This is a genomic window from Pseudomonas sp. GL-B-19 (assembly GCF_019956415.1).
In the GTDB taxonomy this organism is placed as follows: Bacteria; Pseudomonadota; Gammaproteobacteria; order Pseudomonadales; family Pseudomonadaceae; genus Aquipseudomonas.
This window is the reverse complement of the sequence record NZ_JAHBDK010000034.1, coordinates 54,197-73,609: the sequence shown is the minus strand read 5'-3', so window position 1 is coordinate 73,609 and position 19,413 is coordinate 54,197. Positions and strand designations below refer to the sequence as shown.

Below are 19,413 nucleotides of genomic sequence, written 5' to 3'. Positions count from 1 at the left end.
CGTGAGCTCAACCAATGTTGGCCAGAAGCCAAAGATGGCTTCCTCGAATAGGCCTTATACATAGATGCAACCGGGTAGCAGTGTTTGAAAAGCAGGTAGACAGTGGGGGCGAGTCCATACATAGGAGCGGGCTTGCCCGCGAAGGCGTCCTCAAAGACGCTAAAAATGCTGGATCAGAAGTAATACCCGACGTTCATATACACCTGATTCTCCCACTGATCACTCCCGCCAGCCCCCAGACTCTGGGTATAGCTGCTACCCCCAATGTACGGATCGTTTTTGCCAAACAACCATTCCGTAGCGACCCACAATTTGCTCACTGAAAACGAGCTGCCCACGATCATCCGTTCAGAGGTCTTGAACCCGCTTTCGGATTTGTCGAAGGCGCTGTAGTTGGCGTACACCTTGACCCCGCTGACCTGATCGAACAGGTATTTGCCGGTCACGTCGTAACTGAGATCTGCCACGTACAGGTTGCCGCGACTGGCGACGTTGTACGTGCCGTCATAACCGCCGAAAGTGACCAGTTCATCGGTGCCAGGGTTGCGCGGCGACATCTCTTGTCGCGCGGCCTGCAACTGCACGCCCCATGGGCCGTTTTTGCCCATGTAATGCACGGCTGCGGCATTACGCCGGCCGTTGTCATCGGTGTCCTGGTTTTGAAGGGATGAAGTCAGGCCGGAGAGGCCAATTTCCGATTTCCACGGTCCCAGATCCAGGGCTTTGGCCACCCGCAGCGCTACGGCGTGGCGTTCCTGGTTGTTGCTGCCGTCGGTGACGTAACTGTCGGCTTCGGAGACAACGCTGGAGTAGGTGGCGCCGTTGCTGGTGCCTTTGCCTTGCCACGCCGGGCGCAGGTAGTAACCGGTCTGGATGTTCCAGTCGCCGATTTGCTGGATGTACTTTGTGCCGACTTCTGACAGGTCTTCCACACCGATGACGTTGCCCAGGGTTTCGAAGAAGGTGCTGCCAAAATACGGCTGCAAACCGAAAGGCACCTGGTTCAGGCCGACCTGGACCTGTTGGTCCGGGTTGAACTTGTAGCCGATCCACGCCGTCTCGGCGAATTGGACGTCACCGACTTTATCGGTGTACTGATACGGGTAGGCTCGACCGTAATAACGGTACTTGGCCGCGCCGATCCAGGTGTCGGAGTTGTACTTGGCCGAGAGGAAGGCCGTGTCGAAATTTAGTTTCTGAATGTCACGGTCGGGGTCATAGTCCCAGCGCACACGAACCGCGCCGCCGAGGTCGAGGTTGTCGGTCACTTGCACGGCCATGGCAGGGGCCGCAAAGGTGCAGAGCAGAGCGATGTGCAACGGACTAAGGCGCAGAGAAGCAGGGAAGGGCATGGGCAACTCTCGGTTATTTTTATATGAGATGCCGGCCAGTCTTGCGATCAATGGTGTGTTGAACAAACGATAAAAAATGTGCAGAAACCTTCCTCAGATGCATGTTACTGAGAAAATCCTGTAGGACAATTTCTGGCGGTCGTGGGATGCTTGGCCGATCAGATACCGCTTTCGAGTGCTTTACATGAAACGCAAAATGCCCGGTCTTAATGCCCTCAAGGCGTTTGAAGTGGCCGGCAGCACCGGTAGTTTTACCCGCGCCGCCGAGTTGTTGAACGTGACCCAGAGCGCGGTCAGTCGCCAAGTGCGTCAGCTGGAAGAACAGCTCGGCGAGAGCCTGCTGGAGCGCCGCCACCATCACCTGGAACTGACCAGCGCCGGGAAAGTGTTGTTGCGGGCGCTGCATCAATCCTTTGACAAGATCGAGCTGACGGTGCGCAGCATCCAACAGAAAACCCATTCCAATCGCCTGCACATCAACGCACCGCCGACCTTTACCAATCGCTGGCTGATGCCGCGCCTGGGGCGCTTGCGGGAAAAACATCCTGAGTTGGAGTTGAGCATTACCACGCGTTTGCAGGATAGCCTGGCGGAAACCAGCACCCTCGATTGTGCGATCCGTTTCGGCGATGGCGAATGGGATGGCCTGAACAGCTCGATGCTGATCCAGGAGCGGCACATCGCCGTGTGCTCCCCGACCTTGTATGCGCGGGAGTGGAGCGAGCAGGGCATTGACCTCAATCGCCTGACGTTGCTGCATGTGCTGGCCCGTGAAGACCAGCGCTACCTGACCTGGAAACATTGGCTGGACGCCGCTCGCATCACCGGGGTCGACACCCAGGGTGGGTATGAATTCGACTTGCTGGACCTGGCGATTCGCGCGGCCATCGACGGCCTGGGCATTACCATCGCCGACTGGCACATGGTCGCCCCGGAACTGGCCAGCGGGCAGTTGACTCAGGTGCTCAACGTGCACGTGGATGGGCACCAGTCCTACTGGCTGGTGACCCGACCGGAGCAGACCCTGATGCCGCAATTGCAGGTGTTCAGTCAGTGGTTGCAGGAAGAAATCTGGTTGGCACAAAGACAACTCGAACCCTCAACCGCTGCCCTCTAATCCACACAGATCCCCTGTAGGAGTGAGACCGGCTTGCCGGCGATAGCGTAGTGTCAGGCGATGAAGTTGTCGGCTGATACACCGCTATCGCGAGCAGGCTCACTCCTACAGTAAATCCCATTGGTTTGGGAGTAACCTGCATTTTTCGAATGTTTGCCCGCTCAATAAATCGTTTGTTCAACTCGCTCAGGATGCCAAGACTGGTCGAACTGGATAAAAACAACGATGGGCGATGCACATGCGACTCGAGCGAAATTTTGTTAACGGCCAATTCATAGAACCTGCCAGCGACGCGCTGATCGCAGTCTATAACCCGGCGACCGAAGCACTGGTTGGCCACGTCTCGGCGGCCACTGCTGTGGAGGCGGTCAATGCGGTCGAAGCCGCTGCCGCCGCGCAAAAGGTCTGGGGCAAACTCACCAGCATCGAGCGCGCCGAACACCTGCGCTCCTTCGCCGATGCCCTGGATGCCTGCGCTGAAAACATCGGTGCTGCCCTGGCCGCCGAATCCGGCAAAAGCGTTGCCGATGCCAGCAACGAAGCCCGTTACGCCGCGCAGATCACCCGTTATCACGCCGAGTGGGCACGCCGCATTGAAGGCGAGATCATTCCCAGCGACTCCCCGAACGAAAACCTGTTTCTGCACCGCGAGGCAATTGGTGTGGTTGCCTGCCTGATTCCGTTCAACTACCCGGTCTATACACTGCTGCGCAAAATCGCCCCGGCGCTGATTGCCGGCAACACCGTGGTGGTGCGCCCAAGCAACAACACACCGACCTCGGCGTTTGAAATCGCCAAGGCCGTGCAGCAATCCGGATTGCCGGCCGGGGTGGTGAACATCCTGACCATGGACCACGCGACTGCCGCCGCCGTTTGCACCCATAAGGCTGTCGGCCTGATCACTCTGACCGGCAGCGTCAACGCCGGGCGCATCGTGCTCGATTACTGCAAGGCCAACATTGCCAAGCCATCGCTCGAGCTGGGCGGCAAAACCCCGGCGATCATCGAAGCGGATGCCGATCTTGAAGCGGCCGCTAGCGCCATCGTCGCCTCGAAGACCACCCACTGCGGTCAGTTGTGCACGGCCGTGGAGCGGGTCTACGTGCAGGAAAGTGTCTACGACCAATTCCTCGCGCTGCTGAAATCGAAAATCAGCGCCGTGAAGTTTGGCGACCGCGCCACCGACGCCAGCCAGATGGGGCCGTTGGTCAACGCCAGTTCGCAACAGAACATTCACGCCATGGTCGAACGCGCCATCGCGGACGGCGCGGTCCTGGAAACCGGTGGTTTTATCCCACAAGGCAAAGGTCATTTCTACCCGCCGACCCTGCTCAGCGGCTGCCGTCAGGACATGGAAATCATCCAGGAAGAGATCTTCGGCCCGGTGTTGCCGGTGCTCAAGTACGGCGACATCGACGAAGCCCTGGCAATGGCCAACGACCATCAGTTCGGCCTGTCCTCGGTGCTGTACACCGAGAACTACCGCACCACGATGAAAGTCGCCAACGCCATTGAAGCCGGCGAGCTGTACGTCAATCGCACCCCGGCCGACCCGTATCAGGGCTTCCACGCCGGCTGGAAACGTTCAGGGCTGGGCGGCGATGACGGCAAGCACGGCATGCTCGAATTCACCCAGACCCGTCTCGTGGTCATGAAGTACTGATCCACCAGGCACACGCTTCACGCAGCACCCATAAAAACAATTAACAGGGCTGCCCGGACCACCGGGCAGCCAGAGGTCACCTAGATGTCCAAGCATGCATCCACTGCTGCCGCTGTTCAGGGTTCGAACGCGGGTTCAATAAGCCACAGTGACAAGGGAAGTCGCTATTTCCAATTGATGCTATTGGTACTGGCCGCCGGTGCGATCTACCCGATCCTGTACCTGCGTCAGGTCTACCAGACCACCATGCTCGACGTGTTCCAGATCAGCCACAGCGAGCTGGGTTATCTGTACTCGATGCTCGGTACGATTTTCCTCCTCAGCTACTTGCCTAGCGGCTGGCTGGCTGACCGCATCGCCCCACGCTTTTTGATTTTCTTCTCGCTGGTCGCCACCGGTGCCTTGGGCCTGTGGTACTCCACCGCGCCGTCGATGACCGGGTTGATGATCATCTTCGGTTGCTGGGGCCTGACCACCGGCCTGACGTTCTGGGCTTCGGTACTCAAGCGCGTAAAAATGATTGCGCATCACACTGAACAGGGTCGGTTCTTTGGCATCCTCGATGGCGGTCGCGGCCTGGTCGAAGCGTTGCTGGCCACCGTCGCACTGGCCCTGTTTGCCTTCGCCACCGAAACTCGTGGCGAGTCGGCGGCAGAGGGCTTCAAACACGTCGTCTATCTCTATGCCTTTACTTGCATCGCCATCGGTTGCGTACTGGTGTTGATTAAAGACCCCAAGTCGATGGACGACACCGCGCCGGTGGAAAAGGGCAAGTACAACCTGCTCAGCGACCTGGCCACCCTGGTGAAAATCCCTGAGTTGTGGCTGGTGACGGCCATCGTGTTCTGCGGTTATCACATCTTCTGGGCCACCTACAGCTTCTCCGATTACCTGCAAGGCGGCGGCATGACCGCGGTCATGGCGGGCACCATCACCACCCTCAAATTGTGGATGCGCCCGATTGGCGGGATCGGCGGTGGCTGGCTCGGTGACAAATTTTCGAACATCTCGGTGCTGATCGTGGCGCTGTTCTGCGCGACGTTGGCGATGGTCGGCCTGGTCGTGTTCCCGGCGCTCAACAGCATGGGCCTGCTGATCGGTACGGTGATTTTCATCGGCCTGATGACCTACGCCATTCGCGGTTTGTACTGGGCGATCCTCGACACCTGCAACATTCCGCTGCGCATCACCGGCCTGGCCATTGGCATTGTCTCGGTGGTCGGTTACCTGCCGGACGCGTTCATTCCCTTGATCAACGGCTACCTCACTGAGCATTACCCGGGTGCCTTTGGTTACAAGCTGTATTTCAGCTACATCGCATTCGTCGGCCTGCTCGGGACCTTCGCGGCCCTGACCTTGCGCGCTCGTATCAATCGTAAATCTTTGAACAAGACTTCTTTGAAATAAGCAGGTGTCTGTGATGAAAATCGTCGCCTTAGAAACCCATATCGTCGCCGTTCCGCCACCGCACATCGGCGGCATGTATTGGTTGTTCGTCAAAATCAAAACCGATTGCGGCATCGAAGGTGTGGGCGAAATCTACGCCGCGACCTTCGGCCCCAAAGCCATGTTGCCGATCATCGAAGACGTGTTCGAACGCTACCTGCTCAACCAGGACCCGCACCACATCGAACGCTTCTTCCGCCAGGCCTATTCGAGCGGTTTCACCCAGCGTCCGGACCTGACCATGATGGGTGTGGTCAGCGGTCTGGAAATGGCCTGCTGGGACATTATTGGTAAAGCGGCGAACAAGCCGGTGTATGAACTGCTGGGCGGCAAGGTCCACGAGCGCCTGCGTTCCTACACCTATCTCTATCCGGTGAACAGCAAGGGCGAGTACGACTACGACGACCCGGACCTGGCCGCCGAGTGCGCCATCGAGAACATGAATAAAGGCTTCACCGCCGTGAAGTTCGACCCGGCCGGGCCGTACACCGCGTACTCCGGGCACCAGATCTCCCTGGAAGTGCTTGAGCGCTGCGAAACCTTCTGCCGCAAGATCCGCGAAGCGGTGGGCGACAAGTGCGACCTGCTGTTCGGCACCCACGGGCAAATGGTCCCGTCCTCGGCGATTCGCCTGGCCAAGCGCCTGGAGAAGTACGACCCGCTGTGGTTCGAAGAGCCGGTGCCGCCGGGTCAGGAAGATGCCATGGCGCAAGTTGCGGCCAAGACCTCGATTCCGATTGCCACGGGCGAACGGCTGACCACCAAGTACGAATTCTTCAAACTGTTGCAGGCCGGTGGTGCGTCGATCTTGCAGATGAACGTCGCCCGCTGCGGAGGGCTGCTGGAAGCGAAAAAGATCGCCAGCATGGCCGAAGTCTATTACGCGCAGATTGCCCCGCACCTCTACAACGGGCCGATTGGCGCGGCCGCGAGTTTCCAGTTGGCGACCTGCACGCCGAACTTCCTGATCCAGGAAAGCATCATGACCTGGGGCGGGTTCCATGCCGAAGTCCTGACCAAGCCGCTGCAATGGGAGGACGGCTACATCATCCCGTCCACCGAGCCGGGCCTGGGCGTGGAGCTGGACATGGACGTGGTGCGCAAGCATTCGCCGTACACCGGCGAGCGCCTGCACCTGCAAATGGCGCCGACCCCGGCGGACGTCAAAGACACATCGCCAGCCAGAGGCTGACAGGCCTGACGCGGTTCCTGTGGGAGCCAGCCTGCTGGCGATAGCGGTGGATCAGTCGACATTGATGTTGAATGTCAGGCCGCCATCGCCAGCAGGCTGGCTCCCACAGGGGATCGCATCGTCCATCCGAATTTTGTACAACGACTTACGCGGTAACCCTGCATGACATACGACTACATCATCGCTGGCGCTGGCGCCGCAGGCTGCATCCTTGCCAACCGGCTCTCGGCCAGCGGCAAACATTCGGTGTTGCTGCTGGAAGCGGGCGGCAAGGACAGTTCCCTGTGGTTCAAGATCCCGGTCGGCTTCGCCAAAATGTATTACAACCCGACCTTCAACTGGATGTATTACAGCCAGCCACAAAAGCAGCTGAACAGCCGCGAAATCTACGCACCACGCGGTAAAGTGCAGGGCGGTTCGGGATCGATCAACGCGATGATCTACGTCCGCGGCCAAGCCCACGATTTTGATGATTGGGCGGCCAACGGCAACGAAGGATGGGGCTTCAAGGACGTCCTGCCGTATTTCCGCAAACTGGAAAACCATCCGCTGGGCGACAGCGAATACCACGGCTCCAGCGGCCCGATCAGCATCACGCCGATGAAGGGCCAGACCCATCCGATTTGCGATGTGTTCCTCAAGGGCTGCGACGAGCTCGGCTATCCGCACAGCGACGATTTCAACGGGCCAAAATTCGAAGGCTCGGGCATCTATGACGTCAACACCAAAAATGGCCAACGTTGTTCCAGCAGCTTTGCGCATCTGCACCCGGCGCTGTCTCGGTCGAACCTGACCGTTGAGCATTTCGCCCTGGTGGATCGCGTGTTGTTCGATAACGACCGCGCAACCGGGATTTCCATCACCCAGCACGGCGTGGTGCGAACCTTCACCGCCAACAAGGAAATCATCCTTTGCGCCGGTGCAGTAGACACGCCGAAGATCCTGCAACTGTCCGGTGTCGCGGATCAGGCGCTGCTGGCCAAACACAAGATCCCGATGGTCAAGCATCTGCCGGCGGTGGGGCAAAACCTGCAGGATCACCTGTGCGCCAGTTACTACTACAAGGCCAATATCCCGACGCTCAACGATCAACTGAGTTCATTGTTCGGTCAGTTCAAACTCGGTCTGAAATACCTGTTCACCCGCAAGGGCGCGCTGGCGATGAGTGTCAATCAGGCCGGCGGATTTTTCCGTGGCAATGAGCAGCAGACCCACCCGAACTTGCAGCTGTACTTCAACCCGCTGTCGTACCAGATCCCGAAAAACAATAAGGCCAGCCTCAAGCCGGAGCCGTACTCAGGCTTTCTGTTGTGCTTCAACCCGTGCCGGCCGACCAGTCGCGGGCACATCGAGATCGCTTCGAAAAACCCGCGGGACGCAGCAAGGATCGACCCGAACTACCTGAGCACGCAAAAAGACATCGACGAGGTCATCCAGGGCAGCCGCTTGATGCGCAAAATCATGCAGGCACCGGCGCTCAAGCGCATCACGGTTGAAGAGGTATTGCCGGGGCCAGTCGTCGAAACCGACGAACAGATGTTGCAATATTTCCGCGAAAACAGCGGTTCGATCTACCACCTGTGCGGTTCCTGCGCGATGGGGGCGGACGAGCAGAAGTCTGTGGTCGACAAACGATTGAAAGTCCATGGGCTGGAAGGATTGCGCATTGTCGATGCATCGATTTTCCCTAACGTGACGTCCGGCAATACCCACGCGGCGGTGTTGATGGTGGCAGAGAAGGGCGCCGATCTGATTTTGCAGGACGCCTGATTTCGTCGCCTCTGAGTATCAAAAATGAATTTCCGCCAAGACTGCTGCTCATAATTGATAGAGAGCGGATTTAGCGCGCGAAAATCATGGGTGTATTCAGGGAGTGGCAAAATCATGGGGCCAGTATCGACGGCAGGCACGAACGTTTCTGGCGGGTTGATTCTTGTGGTCGAAGACGATCCGTTGATCCTGGAATTTCTCTGCGAAATCCTCCAGGAAGAAGGGTTCGTGGTTAAGTCACAGACTAGCGCGGATGCCGCTTCAGCGTACCTGGAGCAGCACTCCGACAATGTCCGTCTGTTGCTCACCGACATCAGCATGCCGGGCACGCTCAATGGCGCTGACCTCGCCAATCAGTTTGGCGACCGCTGGCCAGACAAGCCGATCATGATCATGTCCGGTTTCGAAACACCACAAAGCTCCGGCGTGAGGCATTCAGTCTCGTTTATCAAAAAGCCCTGGGCGCTCGGCCAATTGCTGGACTGTGTCGAAGGCGCCTTGAAGTCCAAGCCCGTCAGCTGAAGCGCTATTGCGCCTCCTGAGCCCGTCTCGCAAGTAAATGCTACATTGCTGGCTTACCTGCCTGGCCCTTGCGAAAGGAAGCTGATCCTTGTCTGCTCATCCATCCGTTTTCAACACTCCTTACCGCGCCTTCCTGTTCGATATGGACGGCACTGTCCTCAACTCCATCGCCGCCGCCGAGCGGATCTGGACGATCTGGGCCTTGCGCCACGGGGTGGATGTCGCGTCCTTCCTGCCGACCATTCACGGCGTGCGCGCCATCGATACGGTCAATCGCCAGGGGTTGCCGGGGGTTGATGCCGAATCTGAAGCGGCGTGGATTACCCAGGCGGAAATCGAGGACGTGGAAGGCGTAGTCGAGGTTCGTGGTGCGGCGGCTTTCCTTCAGGCCTTGCCGGCCGGTCAATGGGCAATCGTGACCTCTGCACCAAGAGCACTGGCCTTGCGCCGGATGGCGGCGGCGGGGATTCCCGAACCTGATGTCATGGTGACGGCCGAAGATGTCAGCGCCGGTAAACCGGATCCTGCGGGGTATCGGCTGGCGGCGAAACGGTTGGGTGTCGAGGTGACGGAGTGTTTGATTTTCGAAGATGCCACAGCGGGGATTCTGGCGGCGGAAGCGGCAGGGGCGGATTTGGTGATCATCACCGAGACGCATGAGCATGCGATTCAGACGCAACATGCAACGTTGGCCAATTATCAGTCGGTAACCGCATCTGTGGACCCTGACCACTATATCCGCCTCAAATAAATCTAATTGTAGGAGTGAGCCTGCTCGCGATAGCGGTGGATCAGTCATATCAATACCGACTGATCCACCGCTATCGCGAGCAGGCTCACTCCTACATGGATCGGTGTCGTGGCTAATAGATTCCGGGAATCAGCCGCCAGGTGTTGGCGCAATAACTGTCGTACTCACCACCAAACTTCGCCCTCAACAGCGCTTCCTCAGCGTGAATCCGCGCAATCAGCGGCATCACTGTCAACGCCGCCAGCAACAGCCCGACACCCGAACGAAACGCCAGCGCCCAGCCCACGGCAATCACCAACATTCCCAGGTAGCTGGGGTTGCGCAGGCGTCGATAAATCCCGTCAGTGACCAGCCTGTGCCCCGGCTGAATCGCCACCAACCCGCTGAAGCGCTTGCCCAGCACAAACACGGGCCACAAGCGTAGCGCACCGCCAGCGATGAACAGCAACGCACCGATCCAGCGCAGGCCTTCACCGCCGAATGTCCAGACGTCAATCCGGTCGGTGTAGGCAGGCAAGAACCCGCTGAGCAATCCAATCACCCCGAACGCCGGAAGCACCCAGCGATTGGCCCGGTCCTCACGTTCGCCGGAACTCAAGTTGACCTCGGTGAACAGCGAAGCCACGGTCATCACCACGGTCGCCAAGGCAACCACCACTAACGGCGCATGTGTAAAAAATGCCGCAAACCCGCCCAATCCCCACACCGCAAGACCGAGGTAGGCGAGGGTGCCGACGATGGCGAAAAACGCCAGTTTGGGCGAGATTTTCATGAGCACCTCGTGATGTGCAATGACCCTTTTCAGCTTAGAGGCCCGATGTTGCTCACGCGTTCAACTCGGACCTGGCATTGCGCCGAATCACCTGCGGCGGTTGGCCGAATGCCCTAAGGAAGGCTTCGCGCATGCGGCGCCGGTCAGTGAAGCCGACCTCGGTGGCGATCTGATCGAGGGTCAGGCGCCCGCGTTCGAGCATCTGCCGCGCCACCTCCAGTCGCAAGTTTTCGATGGCCCTGGCCGGCGTTTGCCCGGTCTCGGCGCGAAAGCTGCGGCTGAATTGCCGAGGGCTGAGGCGCGCCACGTCTGCCAGTTGCTCCACCGACAGGGGCGAGGCCAGGTGTTCCCGGGCATAGCCGAGAACGGTCTGAATGCGGTCGGATTTTGGCGCCAGTTCGAGCAACGCCGAATGCTGGGACTGGCCGCCCGCACGACGCTGATACATCACCAATTTCTGTGCCACGGAACGCGCCAGTTCCGCGCCGTGATCCTTCTCGACCATGGCCAGCGCCAGGTCGATACCGGCGGTCATGCCGGCCGAGGTCCAGATTGAGCCGTCGACCACGTAGATGCGGTCTTCTTCCACTTTGATCAATGGGAATCGCGCTTGCAGCTCCCGGGCATAGGCCCAATGCGTGGTGGCCCGCCGTCCATCGAGCAGACCGGCCTGGGCCAGTACAAATGCCCCCGAACAGATCGACGCCATGCGCCGTGTGGTGTCCACGCGGCGGCGCAGGTATTTCAGTACGCCTTCGGGCGACTGTTCGATGATGGCATCGCCGCCGACCACGATGACGGTATCGAACACCCGTTCATCGAACGCCTGGGTCCCGACACTCAAACCACCGGAGGCGCGCAGCGTGCTGCCGTCTTGTGAGATCACACTGACGTCATACAGCGTCTCACCGGCGCTGAAGTTGGCGTACTCGAACACCGACATGGCGGCCAGCGCCATGGACTGGAAACCCTCGAACACCACAAATGCCACGGCAGTCATCGCTAGACCCTCAAAAGGACATGTCCTGAAAACGTACTTTAAACGTCATTTGAGACAAGTGTAAGAGGCTTTATAACGGTTCACACCCGGCGAACTGTTCGCCTCACTGTGAAGGAAACTCAACATGGCTCTCTCATCCAAAGGCACAGCACTGATTACTGGCGCTTCTTCGGGTATCGGCGCGGTGTATGCCGACCGTCTAGCCCGCCAGGGTTACGACCTGATTCTGGTCGCCCGCAGCCAGGCCAAACTGAATGCGCTGGCTAACCACCTGAGTAACGAAACCGGCCGAGCGGTGGAAGTGGTCGCGGCCGATTTGAAGGTCAAAGCCGATGTGCTGCGGGTCGAGGAAATTTTGCGTAACGACGCCAGCATCACCTTGCTGGTCAACAACGCCGGTGTGGGCGCGGTCATGCCGCTGCTGGGCAGCCCGGTCGATGAGATGGAAGAGATGATCACCCTCAACGTCACCGCGCTGATGCGTCTGGCGTATGCGGTGGTGCCAGGCTTTGTCGCGCGTGGCACGGGAACCGTCATCAACATCTCGTCGATTGTTGCTTTCGCGCCGGAAATCCTCAATGGCGTGTACGGCGGGACCAAGGCCTTTGTGCTGGGCCTTAGCCAGTCGATGCACCGCGAACTGGCGGATAAAGGCATTCGTGTCCAGGCGGTACTGCCCGGTGCGACGGCGACCGATTTCTGGAGTGAGGCCGGCAACCCGGTGGAAAACCTGCCGCAAGAGATCGTGATGTCGGCGCAAGACATGGTCGACGCCGCGCTGGCAGGCCTGGCGAAGGGCGAAGTGGTGACCATTCCGAGCCTGCACGACGGCGAACAGTGGGACCGTTACGAAGCCCAGCGTCAGACCCTTTCCGGGTTGTTCGGCAACTCCAGCGCTGCACCGCGCTATCGCTAAAACAGGGGCGGGGGGCAGGGTGAACTAAGCTTGGATAAGAAGGGTTCACCTTTGGGACACCCGCGATGCTGCACATCAGAACGCCGTTGATCCTGCATTGGGGGCTGTCGACCCCGACCCGACGGATCTGGCTCAAGATGGAAAACCTGCAACCCAGTGGTTCGTTCAAGCTGCGTGGCATGGGGCTTCTGTGCAGTCAGGCCAAGGCGCAGGGCAAACGCCGAGTTGTTTGTCCTTCGGGCGGCAATGCCGGTTTTGCCACCGCCATTGCCGCCGCCAGCCTGGGGCTGAGTGCCTGCATTGTGGTGCCGCACACGACCCCTGAGACGACCCGCGCCAGGATCAGAAAAACCGGCGCTGAAGTCATTGTCCATGGCAAGGTCTGGGACGAAGCCAATCAAAGGGCAAGAGAGCTCTCGCAGGACGCGGACACCGAATACGTGCCGGCCTTCGATCACCCGGTGTTGTGGGAAGGGCACAGCACGCTGGTGGATGAAGTCCTGGAAGTGTGTCCTCAAGTGGATGTGATGGTGACATCGGTAGGGGGCGGCGGATTGCTGGCGGGCATCCTCACGGGGTTGATTCGCCATGGCCGCACAGACTGCCGGATCATCGCCTGCGAAACCGAGGGCGCCGCGTCTTTTGCGGCCGCCGTGGAAGCAGGGCATCCCGTCAGGTTGCCACGCATCGACACCGTGGCGACCTCGCTGGGTGCGGCGCAAGTCGCGGCCTGGCCGGTGCAGCACATCCAGGACTTTGCGCACCAGTGCGTTGTGCTTAGCGATGAGGATGCAATCATGGGCGTGGTTCGTTTCGCCAGTGACATGCGTCAGTTGGTGGAACCAGCGTGCGGTGTTTCATTGGCGGTAGCGTACCTGGACCATCGAGCCATAGCCGATGCGCACGACGTGGTGATCGTGGTCTGTGGTGGGGTGAGTGTCAGTGCGCAATTAGTCGCTGGCTGGGCACGCCTATCCGGTAGGCGAGCGAAGTAGGGCTGGAAACGCTATTGATGTGTCACAAGCCCTACCGCTGTTTTAAGGCTTTCATTTACCGGCGGAATCGCCTTCCTGCACCAGGATGGCCCGGGCCAGGTCTTCATCGCTGGCATTGAGGCCGGGATTGTCCTGACGAATTTTCTTCAACACCGACTCCAGATAAACCCCGCGAATCGCACCGCCACTGGCAACGAAGCTCGAGGCGTCATCCTGAGCGGGAATCAGCAGCTTCTTATCTTTGAATGTCGAGTACAGCGAGGCTGAGACCCCGGCTGAAGTGGCAACATCTCCCGCATCCACATCGGCCATAGCCGAACCGAAGGGTAAACACAGCATCAGTGAGGAAATAATAATCAGACGGCGCATGACGGTGTCCTCTGAAAGCGTGAAGCAAATAGGAAGTACCTCTAAGGTTAGGATGCGCGGCGATCGCCAGGAGTTCCTTATCGCCGCAATATCGTTCAAAACCGCAGTGTTGCTCCGGTTAACAGCCACTGATCACGTTCCCCTGTCAGGTTACGTTCCGCCACCACATCAACGTCGATACGCTCGCCAAGGTGAAACCGTGGTCCGGCCTGCCACGCCTGATCAACACCCCGTTGGCCTGATCGCGGCATCATCCACCACGTACGCACCGCCGGCCGCTTTGGCGTTGGACATCACCGTCAGGAGTGCGATCAGGCTCAGGGTGATACTGACGAACAACACATTGCGCCGCACCTTTCGGCCTTGCACGGGCGGCAGACTGCGTACAAAAGACATCAATTCACGAGTCGGTTTCTGCATGAGGTTTACCTCGAAGTTTCATTGGAAAGCGGCCCCCTCTAACTGCAAACCCCTGTAGCAGCTGTCGAGCCGGCGAGGCTGCGCCCGGCTGCGCAGCAGTCGTCCAGTCAGAACTCACGGTGCGTCAGGCAGACCGCGCGAATCGGATTCGCGACTGCTTCGCAGCCGGACGCAGCCTCACGGGCTCGACAGCTGCTACAAGGGCTGCGTTGTGTTTGGGGTGGCTAGCGATAGGGTTTGCAGACCGGCCGCCCGGGCTTGGGCGAGCAGTGCTTCGGTGTCTTCGCCGCCGGGCAGGGCAATCACCACGTCCGGTCGGCTGTCGCGCAACATGAACTGGTTGCGCAAGCGCTCTGCCGACTTTCCGTGGCGTTGCCAGTTGGGCGGGTAACGCACGATGTCGATGCCCTGTTCCCGCGCCCATTCTTCGATGACACCGCCCAGGTGCTGGTTGCCGCCATGGATCAGCACACGCACCGGGTGCGCGCGTTGGAAGGCGTCGAGCACCCGTCGGCACTGGCCACTGTCGGCGTAATGGCGACCCGCACAGATCAGCAGGCGCATGTCGGGGTTTCCTTCGCCGGATCGTTGTTCTCGATCACCCGCTCACCCGCGCGTTCGAGCAGCGGATAGGCGAGGGCGGCGATGTGGTGGTGCACGCGGCGGTAATCGCGCAGCACGCGCTGGAAGATGTCACCGGATTCGGCCCAGGTGTTTTTGTCTTCCTGCAACTTGCGAAAATGCTCACGGCTGGCGTGCGCTTCGAGTTCTCTGACGGTTTCCTTGCGACTGATCAGTTGATGGGCGGTGGCAATGTCTTCGCGCAGGAACACGCTGATCGCCAGGCTCAGGCTTTCCAGCAAGGCGTCGTGCAGCGGGGCGATGTTGCCCAGCTCGAACGCCGAGAACTGTTCGCCACGGCGCACCCGGCGCATCGCCAATTGCGCGAGGCTGCTGGAGAGAATGTCCGCCGCGTGTTCGAGGTTGATCACGAACAAAAGGATTTCCTGGGCGCGATCGGCATCGTCGTCGCTGATGCCTTCCTTGCCGATGTCGGCCAGATAGGCACGAATCGCTGCGCTGAGCAGGTCCAGGGATTGATCGATGCGTCTGACGTCGTCGACGCAGGTCGGCGCCGAGGTGTGGAACACCTGCAACAGGCGCCCGAGCATCGCCGAGAACATATCGGCCATGCGCAGGGCTTCCCGGGCGGCGTTGGACAAACCGATGTTGGCCACCTCCAGTCCTGCCTCGTCCAGGTAGTGCGGCATTCCGGGATCGACTTCCCGCACCGGATCCGGCAGCAGCCGGGTGAGGGCGTTGGCGAGTACGTCAGTCAAGCCGATGAACACCAGCGCCAACAACAAGTTGAAACCGCTGTGCAGGACCACGACCAGTGTCGACGGATTCAGGCTCGTCTCGGCCAACAGTCCGGCAAACGGCAACACCGCCAGCGCACCGACCACCCGCACCAGCAGATTACCCAGCGGCAAACGTCGACCGACGCTGGATCCAGCGTTGATCACTGACGGCAAGGTACCGCCAATGTTTACACCCAAGACCAACGCAACCAGGGTGGTCGCCGAGAGCATGCCGGTCGCGGCCAGCGAGACGATCAGCAACACCACGGCCACGCTGGAATGGCAGAGCCAGGTGAGCAGCAGCGCCACCAACAGTGCAATCAGCAGGTCGCCGTCCAGGCTTTGCATGATCAGCTGAAACACCGGCGTGGTTTCGACGTGCGCCAGGGTGGAACCGAGCATGTGCAGGGCCAGCAGCATCAGCCCCAGGCCGATCAGCGCACAGCCGACACTTTCAAAGCGTGAGTCATCGCGCAGGCGAAAGACGATCAACCCCGTCAGCAACATCAGTGGCATGAGCATCGACATGTCGAGGCTCAGCAGTTGCACCACCAGGGTCGAACCGATATTGGCGCCCAGCATCATGGCCAGCGCCGGGGCCAGCGCGAGGGTGCCGGCGGCGGTGAACGAGGTCGCCATCAGGCTGACGGCGGTGCTGCTTTGCAGGAGGCCGGTGATGCCGATCCCCGACAGCAATGCCATCCAGCGATTGTTCAGGTTGTGGCCCAGCCACTGGCGCAATGGCGAACCAAAGCCGCGCAGTAACGCCGAAGAAATCATGTGAGTGCCCCACAGCAGCAATGCGATGGCGCCTGCGAGGTTGATCAGTAGAGTCGTTCCCGACATGAGAACTCTCCTTATTCCGTGTCGCATTGATCGAAGGCCGCGCCCAAAAACCTGTAGGAGCTGAGCTTGCTCGCGATAGCGGCAGACCAGCCGATATTGGTGTCGACTGACACACCGCTATCGCGAGCAAGCTCGGCTCCTACAAGGGGGTGTTCAAGCCATCAGAACCACTGCTTGAAGCGGCGGATGTAGATCGTTTTCATGACCTGCGCGAAGACGCAGTAGCTGAGCAAGGTGCCCACCAACCAAGGGAAGTACGCCCACGGCAATGGCTGCAAACCGACCAGCGTGCCCAGCGGCGAGAACGGAATGTAGATGCCCAGCACCATCACCAACCCGGTCATCAGAGTCACCGGCAACGCCGCCGTGCTCTGGAAGAACGGGATCTTCTGTGTGCGCAGCATGTGCACCACCAGCGTCTGGGACAGCAGCCCTTCGATGAACCAGCCGGACTGGAACAGGCTCTGCATTTCCACGCTATTGGCAGCGAACACGTACCACATCAGCGCAAACGTGGTGATGTCGAACACCGACGAGGTCGGCCCGATCCACAGCATGAAACGGCCGATGTTCTTCGCGTCCCACTTGCGCGGTTTGCTCAGGAACTCCTTGTCCATCTTGTCCCAGGGCAGCGCCAGCTGAGAGATGTCGTACATGAGGTTTTGCAGCAGCAGGTGAATCGACAGCATCGGCAAAAACGGGATGAACGCACTGGCCACCAGCACCGAAAACACGTTGCCGAAATTGGAACTGGCGGTCATGTTCAGGTACTTCATGATATTGCCGAAGGTTTCACGGCCCTTGAGCACGCCTTCTTCGAGCACCATCAGGCTCTTTTCCAACAGGATGATGTCGGCCGACTCCTTGGCAATGTCAGTGCCACTGTCCACCGAAATACCGACGTCGGCATCGCGCAGGGCAGGGGCATCGTTGATGCCGTCACCGAGGAAACCCACGGTGTGACCGTTGGCTTGCAACGCCTTCAGCACCCGGGACTTTTGCAGCGGCGTCAGCTTGGCAAACACCGTACGTTCTTCGACACGCAGCTTGAGGGTGGTGTCGTCCATGTTTTCGATGTCCTGGCCGAGCAGCGGGGTGCCCGGTTCCAGGCCGACGTCGCGGCAGATCTTGCAGGTGACGACAGCGTTGTCGCCGGTCAGCACCTTGACCGTCACGCCCATGTCCCGCAGCGCCGCAATGGCCGGGCCTGCGGTTTCCTTGGGCGGATCGAGGAAGGTCAGGAAGCCGCGAATCACCAGCTCGCGCTCATCCTCGGTGGTGTACTGGTTTTTGCTCTGCGCTTTCGGGATCTCGCGGGTGGCAACCAGCAATACGCGGAAGCCGTCCTCGTTGTATTCGTTGGCCAGGGCCAGCAGGTCTTTGCGGCGCTGATCATCGAGGGCGACGACGCTGCCGTTTTCATGGAGGTGACTGGCGATGGACAGCATTTCCTCGACCGCGCCTTTGCACACCATCAGGTGATCGTCGCGGCTGTCCTTGACGATGATCGACAGGCGCCGACGGACGAAGTCGAACGGCAACTCATCAACCTTGCTGTAGGCAAACGGCACCCGAAACTTTGGGTTGCTGTTGGCGAATTGAACCACCGCCTGGTCCATCAGGTTTTTCAGGCCGCTTTGGTGATGACTGTTGAGCCACGCCAGTTCGAGGATCGCGTCGTCGCGCCGGCCGTGGCTGTCGACGTGGTGCTCCAGAATGATCTTGTCCTGGGTCAGGGTGCCGGTCTTGTCCGTGCACAGCACGTCCATCGAACCGAAGTTCTGGATCGCATTGAGTCGCTTGACCACCACTTTGCGCTTGGCCATGGCCATCGCGCCTTTAGCGAGGTTGGCGCTGACAATCATCGGCAGCATTTCCGGGGTCAGCCCGACCGCCACAGCCAGTGCAAACAGAAACGCGTCGCTCCAGTCGCCCTTTGAGAAGCCGTTGAGCAGGAACACGATCGGCACCATCACCAGCATGAAACGGATCAACAGCCAGCTGACACTGTTCACCCCACGGTCGAACGCCGTTTGTACCCGCGAGCCGACAATGGCTTTGGCCAGCGAGCCGAAGTAGGTGCGCGAGCCGGTCGCGACCACCACGGCATTGGCGGTGCCGCTGACCACGTTGGTGCCCATGAAGCAGATGTTCGGCAGGTCGAGCAGGTTCGACTGATCGGCTGCGTTACCGGTCGCGGATTTCTGTGCGACGTTACCCAGCGTGTCGTATTTCTCCACCGGCAAGGCTTCACCGGTGAGTACCGCCTGACTGATGAACAGGTCGCGGGATTCGATCAGGCGAATGTCCGCCGGGATCATGTCACCGGCGCTGAGTTGCACGATATCGCCGGCCACCAGCTCGCGCATCGGTACTTCACGCGGCACCGCACGGCTGCCGCTTTGCTCGCGCCGCAGCACGGTCGCGGTGGTGCGCACCATGGCCTTCAACGTTTCGGCAGACTTGGCGGAACGGTATTCCTGCCAGAACCGCAGCAGGCTGCTCAAGGTGACCATGGTCATGATGATAATGACCTTGGTCAGGTCGGCTTCGTCGCCTTCGCCCTGACTGATCGGCAGCCAGTAATCGGTGAAGAAACTGATGCCGGCCAGAGTCAGCAGGACATAGATGAAGGGATTGTGCAGGGCTTTGAGCAGTTGGACGAGGGCGTGAGGCGGCTTGTCGTGGGCCACTTCGTTGTAGCCCCCACGCGCCAGCCGGCCTTCGGCTTCCAGTTCGGTCAGGCCGTCAGCGGTTGCATTGAGGTTGGCGAGGGTCACGGCCAGGCCATTTTGGGCTTCTCGTGCGGCGCGCATCGACAGTTTGGCGATGTCGCTGCTGGCACCTTTGGCGCGGGTATTCGGGGATTTTACTGTGGTCATCGCGTGTGCTCCTGCCGCTGACTTGCGGCACGACACACA

Annotated in this window: 17 protein-coding genes; 9 read left to right on the top strand and 8 right to left on the bottom strand. The window is 59.7% G+C overall.

Features of this window, described 5'->3' with window-relative positions:
* Nucleotides 1–173: 173 nt before the first annotated feature.
* On the bottom strand, nucleotides 174–1,352 hold the full coding sequence (locus tag KGB06_RS15085) for a hypothetical protein (RefSeq protein ID WP_223517015.1): 1,179 nt from the start codon (nucleotides 1,350–1,352) through the stop codon (nucleotides 174–176).
* A gap of 184 nt (nucleotides 1,353–1,536) precedes the next feature.
* Between KGB06_RS15085 and KGB06_RS15080 the strand changes: the two genes are divergently transcribed.
* The 7 genes from KGB06_RS15080 to KGB06_RS15050 all read left to right on the top strand — a co-directional run bounded on the left by KGB06_RS15080 (nucleotide 1,537) and on the right by KGB06_RS15050 (nucleotide 9,813).
* The gene (locus KGB06_RS15080; RefSeq protein ID WP_223517013.1) at nucleotides 1,537–2,469 is read left to right on the top strand and encodes a LysR substrate-binding domain-containing protein; all 933 of its coding nucleotides are present in this window, start codon (nucleotides 1,537–1,539) and stop codon (nucleotides 2,467–2,469) included.
* A gap of 238 nt (nucleotides 2,470–2,707) precedes the next feature.
* Entirely contained in the window at nucleotides 2,708–4,132 is a 1,425-nt protein-coding gene (gene aldA, locus KGB06_RS15075; protein WP_223517019.1) for an aldehyde dehydrogenase, read from the top strand.
* A gap of 84 nt (nucleotides 4,133–4,216) precedes the next feature.
* Complete coding sequence (locus tag KGB06_RS15070) at nucleotides 4,217–5,539, top strand: MFS transporter (RefSeq protein WP_223517011.1); 1,323 nt, start codon at nucleotides 4,217–4,219, stop codon at nucleotides 5,537–5,539.
* A gap of 13 nt (nucleotides 5,540–5,552) precedes the next feature.
* Complete coding sequence (locus tag KGB06_RS15065) at nucleotides 5,553–6,770, top strand: mandelate racemase/muconate lactonizing enzyme family protein (RefSeq protein WP_223517009.1); 1,218 nt, start codon at nucleotides 5,553–5,555, stop codon at nucleotides 6,768–6,770.
* A gap of 162 nt (nucleotides 6,771–6,932) precedes the next feature.
* The gene (locus KGB06_RS15060) at nucleotides 6,933–8,540 is read left to right on the top strand and encodes a GMC family oxidoreductase (protein WP_223517007.1); all 1,608 of its coding nucleotides are present in this window, start codon (nucleotides 6,933–6,935) and stop codon (nucleotides 8,538–8,540) included.
* A 114-nt stretch (nucleotides 8,541–8,654) separates the two neighbouring features.
* Nucleotides 8,655–9,062, top strand: coding sequence for a response regulator (locus KGB06_RS15055; protein WP_223517005.1), 408 nt, complete (start codon nucleotides 8,655–8,657; stop codon nucleotides 9,060–9,062).
* 88 nt (nucleotides 9,063–9,150) lie between these two features.
* Complete coding sequence (locus KGB06_RS15050) at nucleotides 9,151–9,813, top strand: HAD-IA family hydrolase (protein WP_223517003.1); 663 nt, start codon at nucleotides 9,151–9,153, stop codon at nucleotides 9,811–9,813.
* A gap of 112 nt (nucleotides 9,814–9,925) precedes the next feature.
* Here KGB06_RS15050 and KGB06_RS15045 read toward each other — a convergent pair whose 3' ends face one another.
* Together KGB06_RS15045 and KGB06_RS15040 are read right to left on the bottom strand one after the other, a co-directional pair.
* On the bottom strand, nucleotides 9,926–10,585 hold the full coding sequence (locus KGB06_RS15045) for a methyltransferase family protein (RefSeq protein ID WP_223517002.1): 660 nt from the start codon (nucleotides 10,583–10,585) through the stop codon (nucleotides 9,926–9,928).
* A 52-nt stretch (nucleotides 10,586–10,637) separates the two neighbouring features.
* On the bottom strand, nucleotides 10,638–11,585 hold the full coding sequence (locus KGB06_RS15040; protein ID WP_223517001.1) for a GlxA family transcriptional regulator: 948 nt from the start codon (nucleotides 11,583–11,585) through the stop codon (nucleotides 10,638–10,640).
* A gap of 124 nt (nucleotides 11,586–11,709) precedes the next feature.
* Here KGB06_RS15040 and KGB06_RS15035 point away from each other — a divergent pair, with 124 nt between their 5' ends.
* Both KGB06_RS15035 and KGB06_RS15030 read left to right on the top strand, forming a co-directional pair.
* The gene (locus KGB06_RS15035) at nucleotides 11,710–12,501 is read left to right on the top strand and encodes an SDR family NAD(P)-dependent oxidoreductase (RefSeq protein ID WP_223517000.1); all 792 of its coding nucleotides are present in this window, start codon (nucleotides 11,710–11,712) and stop codon (nucleotides 12,499–12,501) included.
* Between the two features lie 65 nt (nucleotides 12,502–12,566).
* Entirely contained in the window at nucleotides 12,567–13,496 is a 930-nt protein-coding gene (locus tag KGB06_RS15030) for a pyridoxal-phosphate dependent enzyme (protein WP_223516999.1), read from the top strand.
* 51 nt (nucleotides 13,497–13,547) lie between these two features.
* On the opposite strand, the gene KGB06_RS15025 is transcribed toward KGB06_RS15030, so the two are convergent.
* The 5 genes from KGB06_RS15025 to mgtA form a co-directional block, all read right to left on the bottom strand.
* Complete coding sequence (locus tag KGB06_RS15025; protein ID WP_223516998.1) at nucleotides 13,548–13,865, bottom strand: DUF2388 domain-containing protein; 318 nt, start codon at nucleotides 13,863–13,865, stop codon at nucleotides 13,548–13,550.
* Between the two features lie 222 nt (nucleotides 13,866–14,087).
* Nucleotides 14,088–14,285 carry a hypothetical protein gene (locus tag KGB06_RS15020; RefSeq protein ID WP_223516997.1) on the bottom strand — a complete coding sequence of 66 codons (198 nt, stop codon included), beginning with the start codon at nucleotides 14,283–14,285 and terminating at the stop codon, nucleotides 14,088–14,090.
* A gap of 195 nt (nucleotides 14,286–14,480) precedes the next feature.
* Nucleotides 14,481–14,849 carry a DUF2493 domain-containing protein gene (locus tag KGB06_RS15015; RefSeq protein ID WP_223516996.1) on the bottom strand — a complete coding sequence of 123 codons (369 nt, stop codon included), beginning with the start codon at nucleotides 14,847–14,849 and terminating at the stop codon, nucleotides 14,481–14,483.
* Nucleotides 14,837–16,492 carry a Na/Pi cotransporter family protein gene (locus KGB06_RS15010; RefSeq protein WP_223516995.1) on the bottom strand — a complete coding sequence of 552 codons (1,656 nt, stop codon included), beginning with the start codon at nucleotides 16,490–16,492 and terminating at the stop codon, nucleotides 14,837–14,839. The genes KGB06_RS15015 and KGB06_RS15010 overlap by 13 nt, the downstream gene beginning before the upstream one ends.
* 161 nt (nucleotides 16,493–16,653) lie before the next feature.
* On the bottom strand, nucleotides 16,654–19,374 hold the full coding sequence (gene mgtA, locus KGB06_RS15005; protein ID WP_223516994.1) for a magnesium-translocating P-type ATPase: 2,721 nt from the start codon (nucleotides 19,372–19,374) through the stop codon (nucleotides 16,654–16,656).
* Between the last annotated feature and the right edge of the window lie 39 nt (nucleotides 19,375–19,413).

What these genes read in the sequence shown, in the direction of transcription:
- KGB06_RS15085 (WP_223517015.1), bottom strand. Translation starts at nt 1,352, where the DNA reads ATGCCCTTCCCTGCTTCTCTGCGCCTTAGTCCGTTGCACATCGCTCTG.
- KGB06_RS15080 (WP_223517013.1), top strand. Translation starts at nt 1,537, where the DNA reads ATGAAACGCAAAATGCCCGGTCTTAATGCCCTCAAGGCGTTTGAAGTG.
- aldA (WP_223517019.1), top strand. Translation starts at nt 2,708, where the DNA reads ATGCGACTCGAGCGAAATTTTGTTAACGGCCAATTCATAGAACCTGCC.
- KGB06_RS15070 (WP_223517011.1), top strand. Translation starts at nt 4,217, where the DNA reads ATGTCCAAGCATGCATCCACTGCTGCCGCTGTTCAGGGTTCGAACGCG.
- KGB06_RS15065 (WP_223517009.1), top strand. Translation starts at nt 5,553, where the DNA reads ATGAAAATCGTCGCCTTAGAAACCCATATCGTCGCCGTTCCGCCACCG.
- KGB06_RS15060 (WP_223517007.1), top strand. Translation starts at nt 6,933, where the DNA reads ATGACATACGACTACATCATCGCTGGCGCTGGCGCCGCAGGCTGCATC.
- KGB06_RS15055 (WP_223517005.1), top strand. Translation starts at nt 8,655, where the DNA reads ATGGGGCCAGTATCGACGGCAGGCACGAACGTTTCTGGCGGGTTGATT.
- KGB06_RS15045 (WP_223517002.1), bottom strand. Translation starts at nt 10,585, where the DNA reads ATGAAAATCTCGCCCAAACTGGCGTTTTTCGCCATCGTCGGCACCCTC.
- KGB06_RS15040 (WP_223517001.1), bottom strand. Translation starts at nt 11,585, where the DNA reads ATGACTGCCGTGGCATTTGTGGTGTTCGAGGGTTTCCAGTCCATGGCG.
- KGB06_RS15035 (WP_223517000.1), top strand. Translation starts at nt 11,710, where the DNA reads ATGGCTCTCTCATCCAAAGGCACAGCACTGATTACTGGCGCTTCTTCG.
- KGB06_RS15030 (WP_223516999.1), top strand. Translation starts at nt 12,567, where the DNA reads ATGCTGCACATCAGAACGCCGTTGATCCTGCATTGGGGGCTGTCGACC.
- KGB06_RS15025 (WP_223516998.1), bottom strand. Translation starts at nt 13,865, where the DNA reads ATGCGCCGTCTGATTATTATTTCCTCACTGATGCTGTGTTTACCCTTC.
- KGB06_RS15020 (WP_223516997.1), bottom strand. Translation starts at nt 14,285, where the DNA reads ATGCAGAAACCGACTCGTGAATTGATGTCTTTTGTACGCAGTCTGCCG.
- KGB06_RS15015 (WP_223516996.1), bottom strand. Translation starts at nt 14,849, where the DNA reads ATGCGCCTGCTGATCTGTGCGGGTCGCCATTACGCCGACAGTGGCCAG.
- KGB06_RS15010 (WP_223516995.1), bottom strand. Translation starts at nt 16,492, where the DNA reads ATGTCGGGAACGACTCTACTGATCAACCTCGCAGGCGCCATCGCATTG.
- mgtA (WP_223516994.1), bottom strand. Translation starts at nt 19,374, where the DNA reads ATGACCACAGTAAAATCCCCGAATACCCGCGCCAAAGGTGCCAGCAGC.